This window comes from Nibrella viscosa (genome assembly GCF_039541875.1).
Lineage (GTDB): Bacteria > Bacteroidota > Bacteroidia > Cytophagales > Spirosomataceae > Nibrella > Nibrella viscosa.
In genome coordinates this window covers 203,448-225,794 of the sequence record NZ_BAABHB010000005.1, presented here as the reverse complement: position 1 = coordinate 225,794, position 22,347 = coordinate 203,448, and the positions used below count along the sequence as shown (strand labels likewise).

The window sequence follows — 22,347 nt, the reverse complement described above, 5'->3', positions numbered from 1 at the left end:
CACCGCGAAAAAGCCACCTCTGCGAACTCAGAAAGCCATGATCTGCCGGGCCTGCTGGTGGAGCAGTTCGTTGTATAACTCGTGCTGTATGCAGCCCTCTTTCCAGTAGGTTTTGATCTGCGCCAGTTTTACCCGCAACGCCAGCGTATTGGAGCCCAAGTAGCTGAAAATATCGTTCAGGTGGCTTAGCGCCAGCGCTCCGCCCTGGTGCCCGGCCGATAAGCCCACAAGGGCTATTTTTTTGTTGGACAGGCCGCTGGGGTAGCTCATGCCGTCGATAAAGGCCTTGAGCACACCCGGATAGGAGTTGTTGTATTCGGGTACGATAAACACCATCTTTCTGGCCCGCTCAACAATGTCTTTGTAGTGGTTAAATTCCGGATTCTTTCCCGTATTTTCGTACAGGGCCGACACGGTAAAATCGGCGGGCAGGCCACTGAGGTCGAGCAGGTAGCTGTCGGCCTGGTGCTTGTCGAGAATTTGCTGGTAGTAGTGGGCAATTTGCCTCGTCAGGGAGTTGCGCCGGTTGGTGCCGACAATAACAACAATTGTATCGTCCGTGATAGCTGGACTGGCAACGGGGTTCATACGGGCGGTCGATGCGACAAATCTGGGTAGCTCAACGGGTAGACGGCTACGGTGTTTTTGCATAAACAACCCACTGGTAAATAAGTTCAATCCACACATGAACAAAGCAGAAGATATCCGTCGGGCCATTCATGCCCTGGCCGATCCGGAACGGGCTCCGCTGGTAGCGCGTTTTTTCAAGACCGGCCCCGGCCAGTATGGTGAAGGCGATCAGTTTCTGGGCCTCACTATGCCGCAGCAGCGGGAGGTTGCCCGGCAGTTTCTGCAACTCCCCATGGACGAAGTAGTGCTACTGGTGCAAAACCCGTACCACGAAATTCGGATGACGGGCCTGCTCATCTGGACCTACCAGTGCAAAAAAGCTGGGGCGGCATTACGGGAGGCCATTGCCCAGCGTTATCTGGCCAATCGGATATATGTCAACAACTGGGATCTGGTGGATGTCACCTGCCCGGAGGTGGTCGGCAATTACCTGCTGGATCAGGACCGCTCCGTGCTGTACGATTTGGCGCGGCAGGACCACCTCTGGAGCCAGCGGATTGCCATTGTCTCCACCTTCGCCTTTATCCGCAAAAACCAGTTTGCCGATACATTTGCCATTGCGGAACTGTTGCTGAACCACCGGCATGATCTGATTCATAAGGCCGTCGGCTGGATGCTGCGGGAGGTAGGCAAACGTAACCCGGAAGCGCTGGAGGAGTTTCTGCACGACCATATCCGGCAGATGCCGCGGACGGCCCTCCGCTACGCCATTGAGCGGTTTGAGCCCGGCCGGCGAAAGTACTACCTGCTGCTGTAGTTGTTCAACTCATTTTTATGGTATCTTTGCATCCCTATTGCCAACAGTGTTAGGTTTTTATTAAACGCAGACGAAAACGTTAAACGGCAAGCTGATACATGTCCTGGTTCATACGCAAAGAAAAAGGCATTATTACCCCGACCGAAATGAAGCGGGAGGCCCCCGACGGGTTATGGTACCAATGCCCAAACTGTAAGAAAATAATGCACACGCGGGAGCATAAACTGAATGCCTATACCTGTGTGCATTGTAACTACCACGAAAAAATAGGCTCCGAAGCGTACTTCGGGCTGCTGTTCAACGATAATCAGTTTACCGAACTGGACGCCGATATGACTTCGGCCGATCCACTAAAGTTTACCGATACCAAAGCCTATCCGGACCGGGTTCGCTCGACCATCAAAAAGACCGGGCTGAAAGATGCCGTCCGCACGGCCTACGGCAAAATGAACGAGGTGGACATTACCATTGCCTGTATGGACTTCGCCTTTATCGGCGGCTCCATGGGCTCGGTGGTGGGTGAGAAAATTGCCAGGGCCATCGATCATTCGCTGCAGACCAAAACGCCGTTCCTGATGATTTCGCGGTCGGGTGGTGCCCGGATGATGGAGGCCGGTTTTTCGCTGATGCAGATGGCCAAGACCTCCGCCAAGCTGGCGTTGCTGTCCGAAGCCGGCATTCCCTACATCTCGCTGCTGACCGACCCCACCACGGGTGGTGTTACGGCATCCTTCGCCATGCTGGGCGATTTTAACATTGCCGAGCCCGAAGCCCTGATCGGTTTTGCCGGTCCCCGCGTCATCCGCGAAACCATCGGCAAAGACCTGCCCAAAGGTTTCCAGAGCGCCGAATTCGTCCTCGAACACGGCTTCCTCGACTTCATCGTCGACCGCAAAGACCTCAAAGACAAAGTGTCCAGCCTGCTGCAAATGCTTCAGTAGGAGTTTGAGGTTTGAAGTTTGAGGTTAAAAAGAGCGCTATCGTTTGAAGCGTGCGTCAGCCCAACCTCAAACCTTAAACTTCAAACCTCAAACGGCACCCATGCGCCTTGTCTCCCACCCCGTCCTGTGCAACTACTATGTGACGTATCGCTGCAACGCCACCTGTAGTTTTTGTGACATCTGGGAGCGGCCATCGCCGTATGTGACGGTGGAGAACGTGCGGGATAACCTGCGCGATTTGAAGCGGCTGGGCGTAAAGGTCATTGACTTCACCGGCGGGGAGCCGCTGCTGCACCGCCAACTGGATGTTTTGCTGAAGGAGGCTAAGCAGGCCGGCTTGATTACCACCATCACGACCAATGGCCTGCTGTACCCCAAATACGCCGAGCGGCTGCGCGGGCTGGTCGATATGCTGCATTTCTCGCTCGATTCGCCCATTGCGGAGGAGCACGACCGGTCGAGGGGGGTAAAGTGTTTCGATAAGGTGATGGAGTCCATTGCGCTGGCGCGGCAGTTGGGCGAGCGGCCGGATATTCTGTTTACCGTTTTCGAGCACAACGTCCATCAGATCAAACAGCTTCACGAGGAAATCTGCCTGCCCAACGGCCTGGTGCTGATTCTCAATCCGGTTTTTGAGTACAATACGGTTGACACCGGCGAGCGGTTTTCGGAGAACGCGCTACAGGAAATGACCTGGTGGGGACGGCAGAAAAACGTCTACCTCAACGATGCCTTCATTAGCCTGCGCCGGGACGGCGGCAACCATATCGACAAGCCGGTATGCAAGGCCGGTAGCACCACCCTCGTCATCTCGCCCGAAAATAAACTGGTGCTGCCCTGCTACCACCTCGGCCTGAAAGAATTTGCTATCGACGGTCAGTTGTACGATCTCTACCGCTCGGCGGAGGTGCAGCAACTGGTAGCGCTGGAAGGGCGCTTGCCCGCCTGCGAAGGCTGCGCCATCAACTGCTACATGCAGCCGTCCTTTGCCGTAGAGCTGAACAAATACTGGTGGAAAGCCCTGCCCAGCACCCTCAAGTACAACCGCATCAAAGGCACCTGGAAACAACTGCTGTAGCCGCCTATCGCTTCACGATCTTCTGCGTATAGCTCCGCCCGCTAACTTCGGTGCGCAGCAGATACAGGCCCGTCGGTAAAGCGGCCATGCCGAACTCCGATAGCTGTTCGGCCTGCGGGTTGGCTATATGGCATTCGCCTACTATACCGCCCTTACTATTCATCAACTGAAGCGTTACGGCCAAAGCCTCCCGGCTGCTGACGCGGACCTGAACGCGGTCGTGCGTGGGGTTCGGGTACACCGAAATCTGAATGTCTTCGTTCATGTAGCCGGAGGCCAGACCGGTAATGACAGGGCCGCTGAAGGCCGGTTCATAGGTTGGGAGAGTACCGGGCTGAACATTGCGGTCTTCTACGGTAATGGCCATCTCGTATAGGGTAGTACCAATCTTAAGGCCGTTGCGCCATTCGTCAATGCTCATGCCAAAGGTAAACCGGCCCACCTGAACCGGCGCGTCCCAAACGAGGTCGCCGGTGCGGTTGTTAAGCCTGAAGATGCCACGCTGGGCTACGTCGTTCGGGAACTGGAAGGGCGCAAGCAGTAATACGGTCTGGCCACAGGCGTTACTGGCCTGAGAGGCTGCGCTGGTGAGCGGGGAGGCTAATTTATAGACCAGGCTATCGCCGTCGGCATCGACCCCGCGCAGGGTAAACGTAGTGCGCTGGTTGGCGGCTGCGACAAAACCATTTGCCGGAATATCTATTATCGGGGTGCTGTTGGGTACGCCGGCAGTAAATGTTGTTGAGATGAAGAAAGAGACGTTTGATACGTTGCCTGCGTTCTGGACAACCGTGCGGTTGCTGACCGTGGAGGACACGGTGTAAGTACCCGAACCGGCATAGGTATGCGTAACGCGATAGGTGTGAAGCGCAATGGCCCGGTTCTGCTCCAGCGGTTGCTGCCTTACCCGTGTAGCCTGTCCCGTAGTGCCGTCGCCGAAGCAGAGCAGAACGGTCTCCTGCTGCTGGGCGGCTCCGCTGCCGTCCACGGCGTTCAGGAATAAAAAGACGTTGTACTCATACTCCAGCGTTGCTGAAGCTGTTTTCTTTACCTGAATGTAGCCACCCAGCAGGTGAGTCGCCGAAACACGGAGCGTAACCAGCCAGAACAAGGCAACGAATGTAGCAGTTTTCATGGGCAAGGACGTTTGTAGGGGAAGAGTACATCTTTTCAACTCAAAAAGCCTATTTTGCCGTATATCCGTCACACCTTTTTTATTCAACGATTTACCGCTATGCTTTACACGCAGCAACAAACCGCCGACCTTCAGCGCTATGCCTTTCGACACCTGCTGATTAACTATGACGATCATGTGCTGACAGTGACCCTCAACCGGCCCGAGAAGAAAAATGCGCTGAACCCGGCCCTGCTCAACGAACTGGCTTTTGCCTTGTCCTACGCCCATTACGAGAAAAAAGTCTGGATGGTGGTGCTCGGCGCTAAAGGCGATACCTTCTGCGCCGGCATGGACCTGCAAAACCTATCGCAACCGGCAGAAGAAGTTAACGACGAAACTAGGGTGCCGGAGCCGGCCGGACCGGTTCGGCTGGCGGAGCTGTTTGCGGGTGTACACAAACCGTGTATTGCCCGTGTGCAGGGTTCCGTCTATGCCGGGGGCTTTCTGCTGGTGGCCGGTTGCACGTACGCCATTTCGGTAGATTCCGCATCGTTTAGTTTGCCGGAAGTGAAGCGTGGCTTGTTTCCGTTTCAGGTGATGGCCAGTCTGCTGGCGCTAATGCCTGCCCGGACCGTACTGGATCTGTGCCTTCGCGCCAAGTCGATACCGGCTACCAGGGCGTTGCAGTTGGGGCTGGTGACGGAGGTAGCCGAAGCCGAAAATCTGGACAATGCCGTGCGCCGGCTGCTGCAGGAACTGAAGCAGTTTTCGCCCCTGGCTATTCAATTCGGTCTGCGAGCCTATCAGCAGCTAAAAAGCCTGCCCCCCGACCAGCATCAGGCATTTCTGTTCGAGCAGTTTCAGCAGATCCAGCAAACCGCCGACGCCAGAGAGGGCATGACCGCTTTCCTGGAAAAACGCCACCCGCACTGGCAAAATGAGTAGCACCAGCGCCCTACTTCACCGAAAACTTGTACAGGGTAGTCGACTTATAGGTCTCACCGGGTTGCAGGGTGGTACTCGGGAAGTTCGGGTGATTGGGCGAATCGGGGAAGTGCTGAGTCTCCAGGCATAGGCCGTAGCGACGGCCGTAGGCTACGCCCTCTTTGCCCGTTACCCGTCCGTTCAGGTGATTGCCGGTATAGAGCTGAACAGCCGGCTCGGTCGTGTACATCTCCATATAGCGCCCGCTCTCCGGCTCGTATACGGTTGCACCCAGTTTCAGCCTGTTCGATTTGTCGGAAAATACAAAACAGTGGTCGTAGCCGTGGCCGTACCGGATCTGGGTTTCGGTGGTGTCGTTGATACGGGTACCTACTACGGCTGGTTTCGTAAAATCGAACGGCGTACCGGCCAATGGTTTCAGTTCTCCTGTCGGGATCTGGCTTTTGTCGGTAGGCAGGTACTGGTCGGCGTTGATCATCAGCACGTGACCGAGTACATCGCGCTTCATGCCGGTGAGGTTAAAATAAGCGTGGTTGGTCAGGTTGATAACGGTCGGCTTATCGGTGGTGGCTTTGTAGTCGATGCGGAGGGCGTTGTCTTTCCGGAGCGTATAGGTAACCTCTACCGCGAGGGTACCGGGGTAGCCTTCTTCACCATCGGGAGAGGTATAGCTGAGTTTTAGCGCCGGTTCGGCTCCCTGTATCGGCGTTGCCGTCCAGAGTTTCTTATCGAAGCCGACGCGGCCGCCATGAATATGGTTGCCGCCACTGTTGGCAGCCAGGGTATATTCCTGCCCGTCGAGGGTGAATTTTCCTTTGGCAATCCGGTTGCCGAACCGGCCGATAATTGGCCCAAAAGAGGGGGTGCCTTTCAGGTAATCGGCGAAGGTGGGCACGTTCAGCGTGATGCTTTCCTGTTTACCCGTTTTGTCGGGAGCCGTCCAGGAGACGATATAGCCGCCGTAATTGGTAATCTGCACTTCCATGCCGGCGGCATTGCGCAGGGTAAAGAGGTCGGCTTCGCGGCCGTCGGGGAACCGGCCGAATACGGCTTTCTGAATACCGGCTTTCGGCCGGGTGGTTTTTTGACCAGCACCGGTCTGGTTTAGGAGTGTATTCAAAGCAAGGAAGAGAACTAGGGTAGTGGCTTTCACGGGTATCAGGGTTAGGAACACAGGTACTATACCGGAATAAGGCTAACTCGCTGCTTACCTAATGAAGGCCACCCGAAATTTTTAGAATTGATATGTTATTTCAGAATGGCCGGGCTCCAGGCGTCGTAAACGGCCTGTGCAGCCCTGGCAATTACCTTATCCCGTACGGACTCATCTGCTTTGGCGTCGGAAACAAAAACGGCGATGGCTATATGATGCCCGTTGGGTAGGGTAACCAGCCCGATGTTGTTGGTGGCCGCCGTAACACCGTTTACCGTACCCGACGATCCCGTTTTGTGGGCTACCACCGTGCCTTTGGGCAGCAGTGCCTTGATGCGCCGTACCCCTGTCGGTGTTTCGGTGATCCAGCGGAACAGCAAACCGCGGCTGCTTTCTGCCAGCGTACGCCCTTCCTGCAGGGCTTTCAGCAGCAGTACGGCATCGGTTGGGGTGCTCCAGTTCTGGTACTGCACGGCATTGTCGCTGCCGATCTCCTTTTCGGTATTTGCCACAATCATGTGCTTAACGCCAAGGCTATGCAAATACTGCATTACGACCTTTGGACCACCAATCAGGCGTAGCAGCACATCGCAGGCGGTGCCGTCGCTCTCCGAGACATTATACCGGAGCAGTTCACTAAGGGATAGTTCGGTGCCGTTGGGGTATTTATCCCGAATGGGGCTATGCTGACCGGGCGTAACAAAATCACTTGTCTTGACCTTCACCCGCTGGTCCAGCTTTAACCTGCCTTTATCGACCTGCTGCAGCACGGCCATGCTGATAGGGAGCTTATAGACGCTCTGCATGGGAAAGCGTTCGTTGCCGTGCAGCGCTACCGACTTGCCCGTTTCGATCACGGTGGCCGCTATACCTACGCGACCATTGGCGGTCTGGGCTATTTGTTTCAGTTGGGTCTGGAGGGGTGACTGGGCGAAGAGGGGGTAGGAGAGGAGCAGGGTGAGGAGGAGGTGGTGGGGTTTCATGGGGGTGTGGAGAGAATTGTACCAATTATTGTTAATCGCTGGTGCGGCTGGGCGCCCCCGGCCGCACCAGCGAGACGCGGGTTCCTATAAGTCGGGGCAGTTTTCGCGTCGGCGGGTGTCTATGATGTTCTGGATTTTCCACTGGCCGTTTAGCTTAACCAGGGTAAATACATTGACGCCACAGTGGTTTTTCTGTTTGTTATAGTAGAAGGTGTAGGGCGTCCAGGCGGTGGCTAATTCGCCGTCAATTTTGATGTCCATGCCGGATAGGCGCTCGTCGAGGGCCCCGGCCGGCTGCTTGCCTACCGATGTGATGAAGCCGGGAATAGCCGACTGCTGTACCGATACGATACCCTCCTTATTTTTGATAACACTTTGCAGCGTAGCATTGGGCGCAAATACTGCCTTAAACAGGGTTGTATCGGCTTTCCGCATCCCATCAAACATCTGCGTAATAGTAGCGCGAACGGCCTGTTCCTCAGCGGATTGGGCAAAGGCAGCAGAACTAACCAATAAGCTGCTGATAACAAAGAGCATTTTCATTAAGTATTGTTAATGTAGGTGTCTGAATCTTTATGCCTTTAACTTCTGAACCATTTCTGCGGGTGTCAGTACAGGAAGCTCAGGATGCTGATTCGCTATAAAGTCCCGGATATTTCCCGTTACAAAGTAGTCAATACCGGTTTGCTTTAGCGCTGTCTGATATTGAAACGCATCTTCAAGGTCTTTCATATCCCCAAGCCAGCAGGCAGCTATAAAGGTTTGTTTATCAGCAGGAGCGACTTCAACTAACGATAGAAAAGCCTGTAGGTCATTTCGAAGCGCAAGGCTGCGTCTGCCCGATTTGTGAAGGACATACGCTACGGTGTAAACAGAACCGGCAGAGACATAAAGCGTGACGCGCTTTTGTTCGGCAGCCAGAAAAACGGTAGTAGCTTCCTCCGAATAGGTGTCTTGCCGGTCGAGCAGCCAGGCCAGGACTACATTGGTATCCAGAAAAAGAGTCATATACCGTAGCGGTCGCGGTACATCATCTCCCGAATTTGCTTATCCGTCTTCTTGCCAAGCTTGCTTTTGGCGATCCCTTTGAGCCGTAAAGCAACTGATTCCGTTACCGGAGCGTCCTGACCTTTCACCACACCGGCTCCTGCTAGTAGCTGCTCAATCATACCAGATAGTGAAGTATGGCGCTGTTTGGCCACCGCTTTCGCACTAACCAGTAAATCTTCATCTATGGTCAATGTTAGCTTAACCTTTGGCATACGTGTAATTTTTGAATTTCGTTAAAGATACGTATAACTTGACACTTATCCTATACGTTGTTTGCGGCCAATGATAAAGTATAAAATAGAGCCGAGGAACGGCAGAAACAGTATAACCAAAATCCAGATAAGCTTAGCGGTATCGCTCTGAAACCTACTGCGCAGCGCATCAATAAGGGCGATTAGCGGCAGTAAAATAACTAAACCAAGAAAGAGAAGGCCAAGTAAAATCTCGGCCCCTCCTAAACCAATAAATAGCTGCATGAGGTACGTGTTTAGGCTTAACGTGACCCAATATAGGACGAAGTTTGACCCAATATAGGACGAAGTTTATAGAAACAAAAAAGGGTTTACACAGACGGTTAGCCCGGTAAACCCATATAAAAAGGAGAAAAGATCTGAGTTAGCCTTTCTCCCTTCCTCCTTTAAATATACTGATTGATAATCATCTCGTACAACTCCTGCTTGCCGCTGACCTGCTTAGGCTCGCCGTTTTGTTTGGCATATTCCCGGAGGTCGTCCAGCGTCAGTTCGCCTTTCTCGAAACGGGCCCCTTCGCCACTGTCGTAGCTGGCGTAGCGGTCGGCGCGGAGTTTCTTGTACTGCGACTTGTTCAGCAGGGTTTCGGCCGTGATGGCGGCACGGGCAAACGCGTCCATACCGCCGATGTGGGCGATAAAGATGTCTTCCAGATCGGTCGAGTTCCGGCGCGTCTTAGCGTCGAAGTTCACCCCGCCGGATTTCAGACCACCGGCCTCCAGGATCACCAGCATGGCCTCGGTCAATTCGTAAACGTCTATTGGGAACTGGTCGGTATCCCAGCCGTTCTGGTAGTCGCCCCGGTTGGCGTCGATGCTGCCCAGCATATTGGCGTCGGCGGCTACCTGGAGTTCATGGGCGAAGGTATGGTTGGCCAGCGTCGCGTGGTTGGTTTCGAGGTTTAGCTCAAAATCATTCTCCAGGCCATACTGGCGCAGGAAGCCAATTACCGTAGCGGCATCAAAGTCATATTGGTGCTTAGTGGGCTCCATCGGCTTCGGCTCAATGTAAAACGCCCCTTTGAAGCCCTGCTTACGGGCGTAGTCGCGGCTGATTTGCAGGAAGCGGCCGAGGTGTTCGGTCTCCCGCTTCATGTTGGTGTTCAGCAGCGACATATAGCCCTCACGACCTCCCCAAAACGTATAGCCGGAGCCACCCAGTTCGATGGTCGCATCGATGGCGTTCTTTACCTGCCAGCCAGCGTGGGCCAGTACGTGGAAGTCGGGGTTGGTAGAGGCTCCGTTCATGTAGCGCTCGTGGGAGAACAGGTTGGCGGTTCCCCACAGCAGCTTTACCCCACTGGCCTGCTGCTTCTGCTTGGCGTAATCTACAATCTTGCGGAAGTTGCTCTCAAACTCGCTGTTCGAGTTACCTTCCGGCGCTACATCGACGTCGTGGAAGCAGTAGAACTCCATGCCCATTTTAGTGATGAACTCAAAAGCGGCATCCATTTTATCGTGCGCGGCCGCCAGCCGGTCGGCGTTGGCATCCCAGGGAAAGTGCTTTACGCCCGGCCCGAAGGGGTCGGCACCAGTGCCGCAGAAGGTATGCCAATAGGCAACGGCGAAGCGGAAGAGGTCTTTCATGGGTTTGCCCATGATGGTGCGGTTGGCGTCGTACCACTTAAAGGCAAGGGGGTTGTCCGACTCGCGGCCTTCGTATTTAATCGCTTCCTTAACAAACGGGAAGTACTCTTTTTCGCCTAAGGTGAGGGTAATTTGTGACATAAGCATTACACAATTTTTAAACTAAAGACAGGCATCAGGTCTTATCTCCTTTTGCCGGAAGACTATTTCACTGAATAGCCCTGGCAAGCTGATCAAGCCACCGCCCATAAGCATCCTGAAAACGATCTTTGTCGCGGATGTCGGCGTTGATGGTTCGTACTACTTTCAGGCCGGTGAAGGCTTCGTCGCGGTTTTTGTATATGCCTAAACCTAAACCGGCTCCACGGGCGGCTCCCTGGGCACCGTCGGTATTGTACAGCTCGATTTCGGCCCCGGTCAGGTTGGCCAGGGTATCGCCGAAGATGGGGCTCAGGAACATATTGGCTTCGCCGGCGCGGATGGTTTTCAGGCCAACGCCGACCTGCTCCATCACCTGAATACCGTAGTAAAGTGCAAACACGATACCCTCCTGGGCTGCCCGGATCAGGTGCGGCAGGCTGTGGCGGGTCAGTTGCAGGCCCTGGAAGGTAGCGCCTAAATCGCGGTTCTCCAGCACCCGTTCGGCGCCGTTGCCAAAGGGCAGACATACCAGGCCATCGGCACCAACGGGCGCGTGGGCTGCAATATCGTTCATATCGGCGTAGCTGACCGAGCCCCGCAGCACCTGATTGCGGAGCCAGCTATTCAGAATACCGGTACCGTTGACGCAGAGCAGCACGCCATAGCGGGGCGCTTCGGCCGTGTGGTTGACGTGCAGGAACGTGTTGACGCGTGACTGCGGGTCGTATTTTGCCAGCTCACTCACCCCGTATACGACACCGGAGGTGCCGGCCGTAGCGGCAATTTCGCCGGGGTCAAGTACGTTCAGCGAAAGCGCATTGTTGGGCTGGTCGCCGGCGCGGTAGGTGACCGGGGTGCCTTCGGCCAGCCCCAGTTCGGCGGCTGCCGGCCCAGTCAGGTGGCCCTGCTCTGAGAAGGTCGGTTTGATGGTTGGTATCAGCGAGGCATCGAAGCCGTAATACTGCATCAGGAAATCGGCGGGGCGGTTTTCCAGGAAATCCCAGAGAATGCCTTCCGATAGGCCGGAGGGAGTTGTTACGATGTCGCCGGTCATGCGGGCTGCCAGATAATCGCCGGGAAGCATAAATTTGTCTGCTTCGGCGTAGATACCCGGCTCGTTGGCTTTGACCCAGGCCAGTTTGGCGGCCGTAAAGTTGCCCGGTGAATTGAGCAGGTGCGTCAGGCTTTTACCGCGGCCTAGCGCTTCAAACGCCTGGTTACCGTACGGAACGGCCCGGCTGTCGCACCAGATAATAGACGGGCGCAGCACGTTTAACTTTCTATCTACTACCACGAGTCCGTGCATCTGGTATGAAACGCCAATGGCCTTGACATCCTGAGGCTGAGCATTAGCCTTAGCCAGCACCGCTTTCGATGCAAGACAAGCGTTTTGCCACCAGGCTTCCGGGTGCTGTTCGGCAAAGCCCGGTTCGGGAGCCTCAATTGCCATTTCGGTTTCGGGAAAAAAGGCAGAAGCAACGGCGGTACCGGTTTCGGCTTCCAGCAGGCAGGCTTTTACGGACGAACTTCCAACGTCAAATCCAAGAAGATACATGCAGCAGGTGATTCAGAAATAAATTTGGGTACGAAGTAAAGCATCTTCAGGCAGTTGGACAAACCAACCGCCGACATCTGCCTGTAAAAGTCATGACAAACAAAAAAGTATAGAGGCTGTTAAACTACTGAGAGGAAACATAGACAGCCATGAATAAGATATTCTTTGATAACTGGGATAGTTTGTTGCGAATTCTGATACTTGCGGTCTTATCGTACGTTCTGCTCATTGTGATGCTCCGTGTATCAGGTAAACGAACGCTGTCAAAAATGAATGCCTTCGACTTTGTCATCACCGTAGCCTTAGGCTCTACCCTGTCATCAATTATCATATCAAAAGACACAACCTTATCGGGTGGTGTACTGGCATTGGCGCTGCTTATTTTTCTACAGTTTGTTATTACCAAGTTATCGGTAAATTTTAAAGCCATCAGTAACCTGGTGAAGGCGGACCCCCGGCTACTTTTTTATCACGGTCGGTTTCTGCGGGATGCGATGCAGGATGAGCGGGTTACCGAAGATGAACTGCGATCGGTGATCCGGAAAGAAGGCCTGGAGTCGCTGGATCAGGTCGATGCCATTATTATGGAAACAAGTGGTGAGTTTACGGTATTATACAGAACAGCAACTCCCCATACGGAGGAGCCACCGGTACTAAAGCACGTCAAGCGGTAATTTTTATACCTCAATTATGGCTTTTACCACTCCGCTGCCCGGTTCAAGCCAACCCGGAAAGTCGTCGGTCAGCCGCGCCAACGAACTGCGGTGCGTTATCCAGGGGGTTGTATCGATTTGCCGGGCTTCCATAGCTCTGATAATGGCCGTAAAGGTTGCCGGCAGCGCATTCCGACTGGCCAGCAGCGTAACCTCTTTCCGGTGAAACATGGGGTCATGAAATGTAACATCGCCCTGAAACAAGCCTACGTAAACCAACTTCCCGCCGTTTGCCAGATACTCGAACGCCTGTAGCATGGAGGCTGGGTTACCGGTAGCATCAATGACTACGGTCGGTAAATCGCCGTTCAGGTAGTCGGGCAGGCGTGTTGCCAACTCCTCATTGGCCGGCAGGGTATGCGTTACGCCCATCTGCGACCGGCAGAAACCCAGGCGGCTTTCTTCCCGGTCGGTAACTACCAGCGGTACCCCGGCCAGTTGCACAAACTGAATGACCGAAAGACCAATAGGACCCGCGCCGATTACCAATACCGTATCATCGGGCGTCAGGCCGGCCCGTTCAACGGCATGAGCGCCAATAGCCAGGGTCTCTACCAGCGCCAGTTGCTCGTAGGAGAGCGTAGCCGACGGGTGCAGCTTGTGGGTGGGCAGGGTTATGTACTCCCGCATACCGCCGTCGGTGTGTACGCCCAGCACCTGCAGGTTTACACAACAGTTGGTTTTGCCCCGGCGGCAGGCACTGCAGTGGCCGCAGTTCAGGTAAGGCTCTACCGAACACCGATCGCCGATCTGTACCGTAGTGGAAGCTTCAGCCAGGGCGACCACTTCTACGCCCAGTTCGTGACCCAGAATGCGGGGATAGGTAAAAAAAGGCTGCCGCCCCCGGTAGGCGTGCAGGTCGGTGCCGCAGACGCCAATGCGGTGAACACGCACCAGGGCCTCGCCAGGGTGCAGGGTTAGGTCAGGGTCAGATTGGTGGTACTTAAACTGGCCGGGAGTCTGGAGCGTAACGGTTTGCAAGGCTGTAAAGCTATGGGTTTACCCTAAGAGACATCAGCACCGTTGTTTTACCCTAAAAATCGGCTCCGATGACAGAGGCCCGTGTGCTGAGTGCCGTATCGGAGGTTGCCGGACGTAATTACCGGGTATTTTCTTCGAACACCACATCCGCTCCCTCAACCAGCTGATCATTTGTTTGCAGGCACAGATACACGCCGTTCGTCCAGCCGAAGCCGTCCTGGTTCGGATACTCTCCGCCACCCGCCGGCACATCCGGGTCAATAACATTGTACTTCTCCATCATTTTACCGGTCTCCTTAAAAACCTTATCGTTCAGGGCCAGCCAGCGTTTTCGGATTTCGGCGGCTGTTTCGGTGTAGCCATACCGGAGCAAGCCCTGGTGGGCAATCCACTGGAGCGGAGCCCAGCCGTTGGGCGAATCCCACTGCTGGCCAGACTGGTGAAGAGTAGTTACCAGGCCCCCAGTCTTCAGAAAATCCCGGCAGATATGTTCATGAACCCGACGGGCCTGCTCGTCGGTAGCGATACCGAACAGCAACGGGTATAGTCCCGCCAGGGACCAGGTGCTGGTGGGTTGCCCGGCTTTGGCGTCGTAATCCATAAAGAAACCCCGCTTTTCGTCCCAGAAATAGTTACAGATAGCCTGCCGCCGTTCTTCGGCAATGCGCTGGAAGCGTTCCGTTGCTTCCGACATGGGGCTGCGGCTGTAGGCGATCGCCAGCATTTTTTCCAGGAAATACAGCAGACAGTTAAGGTCAACCGGCAGAATATCGGTGGTGTGGATGGTCACCAGTTTATCGGGGTCGGCACACCACCGGCTGCTGAAATCCCAGCCCGATTCGCAGGCCGCCCGGATGTGCCGGTACAGGTCCTGGGGAAATATGCCGTACGGTGCCCCTTCGTGCGCCAGTTCAACATCTTCGCGGTACGATTCCGGACGGGGAGCCGAGTTGTCATCCCAGTATCGGTTCAGGATTGTGCCGTCGGGTAGCCGGACAACCCGGCGAAAGGCCGGCTCGGCTTCGTCGAGCCGGTAGTGGCCATCCATCCAGTAAACGTACTCTTTCTGGAGGTGCGGGAGGTATTTGGTCAACACATCGAATCCGTCGATATCGGTTAGCAGCCGGAGCATCAGGGCGAAGCAGGGCGGCTGTGAGCGGCTCAGGTAATAATTGCGGTTGCCGTTTGGCACATGCCCGAAAAAGTCGATCATAAAGGCGCAGTTATCCACAATACACCGGATCAGATCGGTATTGCCGGATACGCGCAGGCCGAGCAGGGTAAAATACGAATCCCAATAGTAAAACTCCCGAAAACGTCCTCCCGGCACAATATAGCGGTTTGGTACGGGCAGCAGCGAACTGTTGGGCTGAGCGTCAAACGTGAGTACATCCCACATTTGATGCAGATGATCGGCGGTGGCCAGTTCCGGATTGCCCGTAAAATCTTTGCCGGCTTTTACGGGTATGTCAAAATTGGTCCGGATAAAGTCAATCAGCTGAAAGCCTTCATGGCATTTTTCAATTTCATAATGGCTTAAAATCTCTTCCGGTGAATGCCGGGGAAAGCAGTCGGCAAAGGTTTTTGAATCGGTAAAAACAGGCTGCATCTGCACATCATGAAAGAGCAGGCCATACAACTGGTCGGGCGGCAATAAGCCCAGGGTCTGCATATACGTCAGCAGATGTTGGTGTGTCTGAGTCACAGCGTAAAGTGAATGGTTTTCTTGCTGAACCCATTTTTGAACTGTAGGGTTATGGATTGATACAAATCCGGTTGATTTTGCGCGTGCTGCCGATTAAATAGCCGATGTAGACGAAGTGCAGAGCCGTTGCCAATTTTTCTGACAACAGAAAAAAACGATTAGCCTGCTAACTCTTTTTCGCCTAATGGGTTGATTAAGAAGCCCCCGCAACAGCCAATGTTGCTTAGCTTTACAGCACACTACACCTTTACGTTATGAAGAATAACCGACTTGTCATTATTTCGTATCGTCTGCCTTTTACGTTCAAAACAGAAAATCGAACGGTTTCCGTCAAGCCCTCGGCAGGGGGACTGGTAACGGCAGTAAAATCGCTGGATCTGAGCGGATCATCCCAGAAACCCGTCTGGGTTGGCTGCGCCGATTTTACCCAACGCCTTTGGGAGACAAACCGGCAGCTGGTTGCCGATGATGATTTCGAATATGTGCCGGTCTTTCTGGATAAAAAAACAAATCAGGACTTTTACAACGGCTTCGCCAACTCCGTACTTTGGCCGCTCTTTCACTATTTTCCCTCATTTGTCGACTACCGGCATAGCTATCTGGAGGCTTATCAGGCAGCCAACGAGGCCGTGTCTGCGGTTGTCGGTGAGGTGGTTCAGCCCAATGATATTGTCTGGGTGCATGATTACCATTTTCTGGCGCTGCCCCAACTTATTCGGGAGCGGCATCCCGCTGCTACCATTGGTTTTTTTCTTCATATTCCGTTTCCATCCTACGAACTGCTGCGGTTGCTTCCTGGAAAGTGCCGCAATTACCTGCTGAGTGGTCTGCTGGGAGCCGACCTGGTGGGGTTTCACACTACCGACTATACCATCCAATTTTTGCAATCGGTGCAACTGGCTCTGGGTATGCAGCACCGGATGTGGAAAATTGCGTACCAGGAGCGACTGGTTCAGTCCGGCGTCTATCCCATTGGCATCAACTACGCGATGTTTAACGATGCATACAGCGATGAAGAGGTAATCAGGGAGCGCATCGAACTGAAATCGGCCTATAAGGATCAGAAAATCATTTTCTCCGTCGACCGGCTCGATTATACGAAAGGCGTGATGCAACGGCTCGACGCTCTTGATGCCTTTTTGCAGGAATACCCTGAATGGCAGGGTAAAATTGTGTTTATTCTGGTAGTGGTGCCTTCGCGTGACGAGATTCAGCGGTACTGGGAGCGCAAGCAGATGATTGAGCAGGCCGTTGGCCGTATTAATGGCAAGTACGGTACGCTAACCTGGCTACCCATTATGTACCAGTATGCTTCGCTGGCCTTTCCGCAACTGATAGCGCTTTACACCGCCTGCGATGTAGCCCTGATTACACCCATCCGGGACGGTATGAACCTGGTGGCGAAAGAGTTTATAGCTTCCCGGAAAGACCAGCAGGGCGTATTGATACTGAGTGAAATGACCGGCGCAGCCAACGAGCTGGGTGAGGCCCTGCTGATAAACCCACTGGATGAGTTTGAGGTGGCCGAACAGCTGAAACTGGCCCTGGAGATGGAGCCGGCCGAGCAGACCCGCCGGATGGCCATTATGCAGCAGCGAATCAGTAAGTACGATGTGGAGAAGTGGGCCAACAGCTTTATGAACGACCTGCTCCAAACCCAGGAGACGCTGAAGAAAAGCCAACCCCGGCAGTTGAAAACCGCCAGAAAACAAACCTTGCTGAACCAATTTGCTGAGGCTCAATCCCGCTTGCTCTTGCTGGATTACGATGGCACGCTGTCTGCCTTTGCCTCCAAGCCGGAACTGGCGGCTCCTTCCAGCGACGTTATCGATGTGTTGCAGAAGCTGGCCTCCATACCCGGCAATACGGTGGTGGTTATCAGCGGTCGCGACCACGAAACGCTCGAAAGCTGGCTGGGTCATCTGCCTATTGATATGGTGGCCGAACACGGTGCTTATCTAAAACAAGAGGGCGTCTGGCGAAACGACCTGCTGGACGATGACTCCTGGAAAGCGCTGGTCCGCCCCTTTTTAAATGATTTTGCGAGCCGCTGCCCGGACGCCTTTATTGAGGAGAAAAACTATTCGCTGGCCTGGCATTATCGGAACGCCGACCCCGATACCGGTTTCATCCGCTCCCGCGAGCTTATTCACACCCTGGAGCACCTGCTGCCTTACCAGCTCCGGGTCCTGGACGGTAACAAAGTTGTTGAAATCAAAAACGTAGACACCGATAAAGGCAAAGTTGCCAGACAACTGGCCCTGGCGCATCCCTACGAACTGGTGGTTGCCATTGGCGACGACCGTACCGACGAAGATATGTTCTGTGCCCTAACCTTAAAAAACCATTTCACCATCAAAGTTGGCCGGGGAAGTACCAACGCCCGACACCGCGTCGAAAATGTTTCGCAGGTACTCGCGCTGTTAAAAGAACTGGCAGAGCAGGTTAACCCTACCCCCGCGCTATAGTGCGCCATTCAACGGTTTCTTCCTGAGGCAGACTGTTCAGTTGTGCTCCCCAAAAGCCGCTGGTTTTTGGGGAGCAGGGCCTTTAGGCAAGGTAGGGGGTGCGGTTGCGTCGCAAAATCCACTTATATACTTCAATCACCACCAGAATAACACTAGCGTAGCCGAAAAAGAGCAGCCATTCGTTCATGGGGTTCGGCTCGGTTTCGAGCAGCCGCTGCGTGATGGGAATATGCATGGCGGCAATGTGAACGCCCTGCGCCAGCAGCACCCCGCCCAGCAGAAAATAGTTGTTGCTGAGTGGCACCCGGAACGTCGATTCTGTTTCTGACCGGCAGTTGAAGACGTGGAAGTTTTGCAGCAGTACCATAATCAGCAGAATATCGCTGCGAGAGCTTACTTCGTCCCGCCCTTCGTTCATCCACATTACCCACAGGCCGAACACCACGATTGTCATAACCAGGCCTGCTACCATAGTTTGCGAAATCATCTGGCGGTCGAAGATACCCTCGTTGGGGTCGCGGGGCTTGCGGAGCATGGCACCGGGCTCGCCTTTCTCAAACGCCAGCGCCACATCCTGAATACCGTTGGTGACCACGTTCAGCCAGAGCAGTTGCACGGCCGTTAAGGGTTTGGGCAGGCCAAAAATGGTGCTGAGCATGACCAGCAGCACCTCGGCAATACCAGTGGCGATGAGCAGGTAAACGATCTTGCGGATGTTGTCGTAGCTGAATCGACCTTCTTCTACCCCGGCGGCAATAGACGCAAAATTGTCATCTTTGACCACAATGGAGGCTGCTCCGCGGGTAACGTCTGTACCGCTGCCCATCGCTACGCCGATATTAGCCTGGCGTAGGGCCGGGGCATCGTTAACGCCGTCGCCGGTAATGGCCACAAATTCATTGCGGGCCTGAAAGGCTTTTACCAGCAGGCGTTTCTGCTCGGGGCTCACGCGGGCAAATACCGTTTTGTTGGTCAGTGTTTCGGCCAGTTTAGCTTCATCATCCTCTATTTTGGCCAGGTCGGCACCGGAGATCAGGTTATCTTCTGAATCGCCAATGTGAATCTCCCGGGCAATGGCGAGGGCCGTCAGCGGGTGATCGCCGGTAACCATAGCGATTTTGATGCCCGCCCGGTGGCATTCGTTGATGGCATCTTTTACCTCCGGCCGGATGGGGTCGATCAGGCCCACGAGCCCCGCCAGGTGCAGTGAGTCGGGCAGGTCAGATTTGTCATCATCTGTGATGGTGTACACCATCGCCAGCACCCGGTACCCCTCGGCGGCCATTTCTTCGGCGGCCTGGTTAATGGTTGCCCGCTCTTCTTCGGCCACTTTATCAACAAATACCTCCAAGGCTCCCTTCGCACCGAACACCAGCCGGTTGTTGCGCCGGTAATACACCGCCGAGTATTTGTTGGCCGACTCATACGGAATCTCCCGCTGAATATCGGTGTTTTGCCGGACCTCATCCGGCGAGGTGCCAAGTTTATAAGGCAATGCCAGCAGGGCTATATCGACGGCATCGCCCTGCTGTTCCCAGTCATCTCCTTTCCGGCGCAGGCGGCCTTCGTTGGCCAGCGTGGCAATACGCAGAAAGCGCTGCAGGGCTTCGTCGGCAGGGTCGGCGTTTTCAATGTCGCCGTCGCCGTTGTAGCCCTGGCCGGTCACATCCAGCGTCTGGCCGCCGGGCAGGTAAATTTTCCGGGCGGTCTGCTGGTCAACGGTCAGCGTTCCCGTTTTATCACTCAGGATGTAGGTGCAGCTTCCCAGCCCTTCTACCGCCGACAGTTTGCGAACAATGACGTTGCGTTTGGCCATCCGTTGCGAGCCGATAGAGAGGGCCACCGTCATGGCGATGGGCAAGCCCTCCGGAATAGCCGATACGGCCATAGCTACGGCTATAAACAGGATTTCGGTCATATCCATACCCCGTACCCAGCCGATAACGCCCAGCAATGCAGCCGCAATCAGCACCAGCAGGCTCACCATCCGCGCAAAGCGTTCCATCCGCTCAATCAGGGGGGTCTGGGTGCCGCTGTTTTCGGTAAGGGAGTGCGCAATTTTTCCAATTTCAGTTTTCAGGCCGGTGGCAATAACCACGGCCGTACCACGTCCCGTAAGCACGGTTGTACCGGCATAGACCAGATTGGTTTTATCGCCGGCGTTGGCGGTTTCTTCTTTACCGGGTTCAATGGTTTTCTGGACGGGCAGGGATTCGCCGGTCAGCATCGCTTCTTCAACCTGCAGGTTGTTGATGCCGATCAGCCGGGCATCGGCGGGTACCTGAGCGCCCGACTCCAGGCTGATCAGGTCGCCGGGCACCAGTTCTTCGGCATTTACCTCCAGCCATTCGCCATCGCGTTTGACCCGCGCCTTCAGCTTGATCATCTCCTGCAGACTCTGCGCACCGGTTTCGGCCCGCCACTCCTGAAACGCCCCCAGGCCGGCGTTGACCAGCAGTATCAGGCCGACAAAGCCTGCGTCCAGGTATTCGCCCACAACCAGCGATAAGATACCGGCCGCAATCAGAACATAGATCAGGGGGCTTTTAAACTGATGCCATATAATGTCAAAAAGCGATATTTTTTTGCCGGTCGGAATGGTGTTGGTGCCAAATTCGTCCCGGCGCTTTTGTACTTCGCTACTGCTCAGGCCTGTCTTCTCGTCGCTGAGTTTGAGCACCTCAGCCATGTCGGCGGTATGCCAGTCCTGGTCCAATACGTCCTTCATACATCAAGAGTTTTGTCGAGTGGATGGTAACAAATGAACCTGCTTACTGACAAAAGGTTTGGTCCTGAGGAAGGCTAAAATATTAGAAATCAATTAGATGTTTCCGGTTGGGAGGATGATAAGGGGAGAATCGCCAGAAATTCTTCAGCACTTAGCTGCTGCAGCGTTTCGGTGAACTGCAGCCGGATCAGGTTCCGGTTGTAGGCATCCTCAACGGAGCGGTCGGCCAGTTTCGCCACCAGTATAGCCTGATTCAGGAGCGTTTCCAGGCGACCGGCGTTTGCCGTTTGGGAGGCTATGGTCGCAATGGCTTTCAGGAGCCGGACCAGCACGGCGGTATTGCCGGCTGCATTGTCGCGGATCTGGTCAAAGGCCCCTTTCACAAATGTCTCAAACGTCAGCATTTTCGCCACCAGAAAGACTTTGGGATTTTTTGATTCGTCGGTACGAAATGGTTTTTCAATACGCCGTTGAGCGAGCTGAGCCAGTATGACACTGAGGTAATCAATACTTAAAATAGCCGTGGTTGTGTCATTTACGCCGGGCGACAAGGCTTTCAGGGCAATATCGACCAGTTGACGAATACCAAAAGCGGCATCCTGATTGATGGTGCGGTAGCGGCTGATGGTAAATGCCTGGTTGATGGTGCTGATATTCGAATCACTGACCTCATAACTACCTATCAGGGCAACCAGTGGGGTGTCCTGAACAGTAAACTCCCCGATGGCTTTTTCCATTTTTAGTACCACATCGTGGCTGTGGGCGAACTCAAAAAGTGCGTCTTCATCAATAGACTGGATATAGCCGGAGGCTTTGGCCGGAATTAGCTGCCGAGGCTGGTGGGCAAGCTCCTGAAGAACGTCCAGGGTTTTCTCGTGAGGAGCTTCTTTTCCCACATCCTGAGGAAACAGGCGATGTACGGCACTGATCGTCTCATCGGCGGCCAGTGAAATAATGTAGGAGGCCTGAATGGATAAAGCGATGTGATGAATAAAGTAGATGAGTACCCCAATGCCGATAATGGCCAGCACAAGCCCGAATAAGACACTGAGTGAAGGAATAAACGTATCCTCATTGCCCCCTCGTATGGTCCTTAAGACCACCAGACAATAGGTAAACAACCCAACAAAAAAGCCGAGTACAAGCTGATTTATCCGGTTATTCATGAAGTTTCGAAGAATTCTCGACGTATACTGGTTGGATGCCAGAGCCAGGGTAGTGATCGTTAACGAGAAGGTTAGACCGGCAACGGTTATCATCGAGGTGGCAATGGCAGTCAGCATACCCCGTGAGCCATCCGCACCGGCACCAAACAACCGGGGATATTGCCTTAGAAAATCATCGGACGCCCAACTGTCGATCTCAATAAACGTAATGGCCAGGATAATGGCCGTACTTACCATAACAGTTGGTACAAACCATAAGCTGGTTTGGATAGTTAGCCATAGGCTTTTTAGTTTGTGTATACTGCTGACGATCATATGCGTTGCCCGTGCCTGGTTTGCTCTTTAACCACCAAAATAGAGCCAGGGATTAAATTTCTGATTGCTTGATTACAATAAAAT

The 22,347-nt window shown here is 54.2% G+C and carries 20 protein-coding genes; 6 read left to right on the top strand and 14 right to left on the bottom strand.

Going from position 1 to position 22,347, the window contains the following annotated elements:
- Window positions 1-27: 27 nt before the first annotated feature.
- The gene (locus ABD931_RS14750) at window positions 28-651 is read right to left on the bottom strand and encodes an NADPH-dependent FMN reductase (protein ID WP_345268385.1); all 624 of its coding nucleotides are present in this window, start codon (window positions 649-651) and stop codon (window positions 28-30) included.
- A gap of 34 nt (window positions 652-685) precedes the next feature.
- Between ABD931_RS14750 and ABD931_RS14745 the strand changes: the two genes are divergently transcribed.
- The 3 genes from ABD931_RS14745 (at window position 686) to ABD931_RS14735 (ending at window position 3,406) form a co-directional block, all read left to right on the top strand.
- Entirely contained in the window at window positions 686-1,387 is a 702-nt protein-coding gene (locus tag ABD931_RS14745; RefSeq protein WP_345268383.1) for a DNA alkylation repair protein, read from the top strand.
- Between the two features lie 98 nt (window positions 1,388-1,485).
- Window positions 1,486-2,328, top strand: coding sequence for an acetyl-CoA carboxylase, carboxyltransferase subunit beta (gene accD, locus ABD931_RS14740; RefSeq protein WP_345268381.1), 843 nt, complete (start codon window positions 1,486-1,488; stop codon window positions 2,326-2,328).
- A gap of 100 nt (window positions 2,329-2,428) precedes the next feature.
- Entirely contained in the window at window positions 2,429-3,406 is a 978-nt protein-coding gene (locus ABD931_RS14735) for a radical SAM protein (protein ID WP_345268380.1), read from the top strand.
- Between the two features lie 4 nt (window positions 3,407-3,410).
- Here the strand turns inward: ABD931_RS14735 and ABD931_RS14730 are convergent, their stop codons facing one another.
- Window positions 3,411-4,541 carry a T9SS type A sorting domain-containing protein gene (locus ABD931_RS14730; RefSeq protein ID WP_345268378.1) on the bottom strand — a complete coding sequence of 377 codons (1,131 nt, stop codon included), beginning with the start codon at window positions 4,539-4,541 and terminating at the stop codon, window positions 3,411-3,413.
- A gap of 99 nt (window positions 4,542-4,640) precedes the next feature.
- On the opposite strand from ABD931_RS14730, the gene ABD931_RS14725 reads away from it, so the two are divergent.
- Complete coding sequence (locus tag ABD931_RS14725; RefSeq protein ID WP_345268376.1) at window positions 4,641-5,468, top strand: enoyl-CoA hydratase-related protein; 828 nt, start codon at window positions 4,641-4,643, stop codon at window positions 5,466-5,468.
- Window positions 5,469-5,478: 10 nt separating this feature from the next.
- On the opposite strand, the gene ABD931_RS14720 is transcribed toward ABD931_RS14725, so the two are convergent.
- From ABD931_RS14720 to ABD931_RS14685, 8 genes are all read right to left on the bottom strand, one after another.
- Window positions 5,479-6,588 carry an aldose epimerase family protein gene (locus ABD931_RS14720; RefSeq protein ID WP_345268374.1) on the bottom strand — a complete coding sequence of 370 codons (1,110 nt, stop codon included), beginning with the start codon at window positions 6,586-6,588 and terminating at the stop codon, window positions 5,479-5,481.
- 128 nt (window positions 6,589-6,716) lie between these two features.
- On the bottom strand, window positions 6,717-7,604 hold the full coding sequence (gene bla / locus ABD931_RS14715; RefSeq protein WP_345268372.1) for a class A beta-lactamase, subclass A2: 888 nt from the start codon (window positions 7,602-7,604) through the stop codon (window positions 6,717-6,719).
- 84 nt (window positions 7,605-7,688) lie between these two features.
- Complete coding sequence (locus ABD931_RS14710) at window positions 7,689-8,147, bottom strand: nuclear transport factor 2 family protein (protein ID WP_345268370.1); 459 nt, start codon at window positions 8,145-8,147, stop codon at window positions 7,689-7,691.
- Between the two features lie 30 nt (window positions 8,148-8,177).
- Complete coding sequence (locus ABD931_RS14705; RefSeq protein WP_345268368.1) at window positions 8,178-8,612, bottom strand: type II toxin-antitoxin system VapC family toxin; 435 nt, start codon at window positions 8,610-8,612, stop codon at window positions 8,178-8,180.
- Window positions 8,609-8,866, bottom strand: a complete 258-nt coding sequence (locus ABD931_RS14700) for a DUF6364 family protein (RefSeq protein ID WP_345268366.1) — start codon at window positions 8,864-8,866, stop codon at window positions 8,609-8,611. The genes ABD931_RS14705 and ABD931_RS14700 overlap by 4 nt, the downstream gene beginning before the upstream one ends.
- 45 nt (window positions 8,867-8,911) lie before the next feature.
- Window positions 8,912-9,130 (bottom strand): PLD nuclease N-terminal domain-containing protein, encoded by a 219-nt coding sequence (locus tag ABD931_RS14695; RefSeq protein WP_345268364.1) that lies wholly within the window; start codon window positions 9,128-9,130, stop codon window positions 8,912-8,914.
- Between the two features lie 161 nt (window positions 9,131-9,291).
- A complete protein-coding gene (gene xylA / locus ABD931_RS14690) occupies window positions 9,292-10,632 on the bottom strand; it encodes a xylose isomerase (protein WP_345268362.1) in 1,341 nt (446 codons plus the stop codon).
- A gap of 67 nt (window positions 10,633-10,699) precedes the next feature.
- Window positions 10,700-12,187, bottom strand: a complete 1,488-nt coding sequence (locus tag ABD931_RS14685; RefSeq protein ID WP_345268360.1) for a xylulokinase — start codon at window positions 12,185-12,187, stop codon at window positions 10,700-10,702.
- A 149-nt stretch (window positions 12,188-12,336) separates the two neighbouring features.
- Between ABD931_RS14685 and ABD931_RS14680 the strand changes: the two genes are divergently transcribed.
- Window positions 12,337-12,861 carry a DUF421 domain-containing protein gene (locus tag ABD931_RS14680; RefSeq protein ID WP_345268358.1) on the top strand — a complete coding sequence of 175 codons (525 nt, stop codon included), beginning with the start codon at window positions 12,337-12,339 and terminating at the stop codon, window positions 12,859-12,861.
- A 3-nt stretch (window positions 12,862-12,864) separates the two neighbouring features.
- Here ABD931_RS14680 and ABD931_RS14675 read toward each other — a convergent pair whose 3' ends face one another.
- Both ABD931_RS14675 and treF read right to left on the bottom strand, forming a co-directional pair.
- Entirely contained in the window at window positions 12,865-13,881 is a 1,017-nt protein-coding gene (locus ABD931_RS14675) for a zinc-binding alcohol dehydrogenase family protein (protein WP_345268356.1), read from the bottom strand.
- A 118-nt stretch (window positions 13,882-13,999) separates the two neighbouring features.
- Window positions 14,000-15,586 (bottom strand): alpha,alpha-trehalase TreF, encoded by a 1,587-nt coding sequence (treF, locus tag ABD931_RS14670; protein WP_345268354.1) that lies wholly within the window; start codon window positions 15,584-15,586, stop codon window positions 14,000-14,002.
- Between the two features lie 254 nt (window positions 15,587-15,840).
- On the opposite strand from treF, the gene ABD931_RS14665 reads away from it, so the two are divergent.
- Window positions 15,841-18,054 carry a bifunctional alpha,alpha-trehalose-phosphate synthase (UDP-forming)/trehalose-phosphatase gene (locus ABD931_RS14665; protein WP_345268352.1) on the top strand — a complete coding sequence of 738 codons (2,214 nt, stop codon included), beginning with the start codon at window positions 15,841-15,843 and terminating at the stop codon, window positions 18,052-18,054.
- Between the two features lie 82 nt (window positions 18,055-18,136).
- Here the strand turns inward: ABD931_RS14665 and ABD931_RS14660 are convergent, their stop codons facing one another.
- Complete coding sequence (locus ABD931_RS14660) at window positions 18,137-20,782, bottom strand: cation-translocating P-type ATPase (protein WP_345268350.1); 2,646 nt, start codon at window positions 20,780-20,782, stop codon at window positions 18,137-18,139.
- An 89-nt stretch (window positions 20,783-20,871) separates the two neighbouring features.
- Entirely contained in the window at window positions 20,872-22,263 is a 1,392-nt protein-coding gene (locus ABD931_RS14655) for a DUF2254 domain-containing protein (protein ID WP_345268348.1), read from the bottom strand.
- Window positions 22,264-22,347: the final 84 nt, after the last annotated feature.

What these genes read in the sequence shown, in the direction of transcription:
- ABD931_RS14730 (WP_345268378.1), bottom strand. Translation starts at nt 4,541, where the DNA reads ATGAAAACTGCTACATTCGTTGCCTTGTTCTGGCTGGTTACGCTCCGT.
- ABD931_RS14680 (WP_345268358.1), top strand. Translation starts at nt 12,337, where the DNA reads ATGAATAAGATATTCTTTGATAACTGGGATAGTTTGTTGCGAATTCTG.
- ABD931_RS14710 (WP_345268370.1), bottom strand. Translation starts at nt 8,147, where the DNA reads ATGAAAATGCTCTTTGTTATCAGCAGCTTATTGGTTAGTTCTGCTGCC.
- ABD931_RS14660 (WP_345268350.1), bottom strand. Translation starts at nt 20,782, where the DNA reads ATGAAGGACGTATTGGACCAGGACTGGCATACCGCCGACATGGCTGAG.
- ABD931_RS14685 (WP_345268360.1), bottom strand. Translation starts at nt 12,187, where the DNA reads ATGTATCTTCTTGGATTTGACGTTGGAAGTTCGTCCGTAAAAGCCTGC.
- ABD931_RS14745 (WP_345268383.1), top strand. Translation starts at nt 686, where the DNA reads ATGAACAAAGCAGAAGATATCCGTCGGGCCATTCATGCCCTGGCCGAT.
- ABD931_RS14665 (WP_345268352.1), top strand. Translation starts at nt 15,841, where the DNA reads ATGAAGAATAACCGACTTGTCATTATTTCGTATCGTCTGCCTTTTACG.
- ABD931_RS14655 (WP_345268348.1), bottom strand. Translation starts at nt 22,263, where the DNA reads ATGATCGTCAGCAGTATACACAAACTAAAAAGCCTATGGCTAACTATC.
- ABD931_RS14700 (WP_345268366.1), bottom strand. Translation starts at nt 8,866, where the DNA reads ATGCCAAAGGTTAAGCTAACATTGACCATAGATGAAGATTTACTGGTT.
- ABD931_RS14735 (WP_345268380.1), top strand. Translation starts at nt 2,429, where the DNA reads ATGCGCCTTGTCTCCCACCCCGTCCTGTGCAACTACTATGTGACGTAT.
- accD (WP_345268381.1), top strand. Translation starts at nt 1,486, where the DNA reads ATGTCCTGGTTCATACGCAAAGAAAAAGGCATTATTACCCCGACCGAA.
- ABD931_RS14705 (WP_345268368.1), bottom strand. Translation starts at nt 8,612, where the DNA reads ATGACTCTTTTTCTGGATACCAATGTAGTCCTGGCCTGGCTGCTCGAC.
- ABD931_RS14750 (WP_345268385.1), bottom strand. Translation starts at nt 651, where the DNA reads ATGCAAAAACACCGTAGCCGTCTACCCGTTGAGCTACCCAGATTTGTC.
- ABD931_RS14695 (WP_345268364.1), bottom strand. Translation starts at nt 9,130, where the DNA reads ATGCAGCTATTTATTGGTTTAGGAGGGGCCGAGATTTTACTTGGCCTT.
- bla (WP_345268372.1), bottom strand. Translation starts at nt 7,604, where the DNA reads ATGAAACCCCACCACCTCCTCCTCACCCTGCTCCTCTCCTACCCCCTC.
- xylA (WP_345268362.1), bottom strand. Translation starts at nt 10,632, where the DNA reads ATGTCACAAATTACCCTCACCTTAGGCGAAAAAGAGTACTTCCCGTTT.
- ABD931_RS14725 (WP_345268376.1), top strand. Translation starts at nt 4,641, where the DNA reads ATGCTTTACACGCAGCAACAAACCGCCGACCTTCAGCGCTATGCCTTT.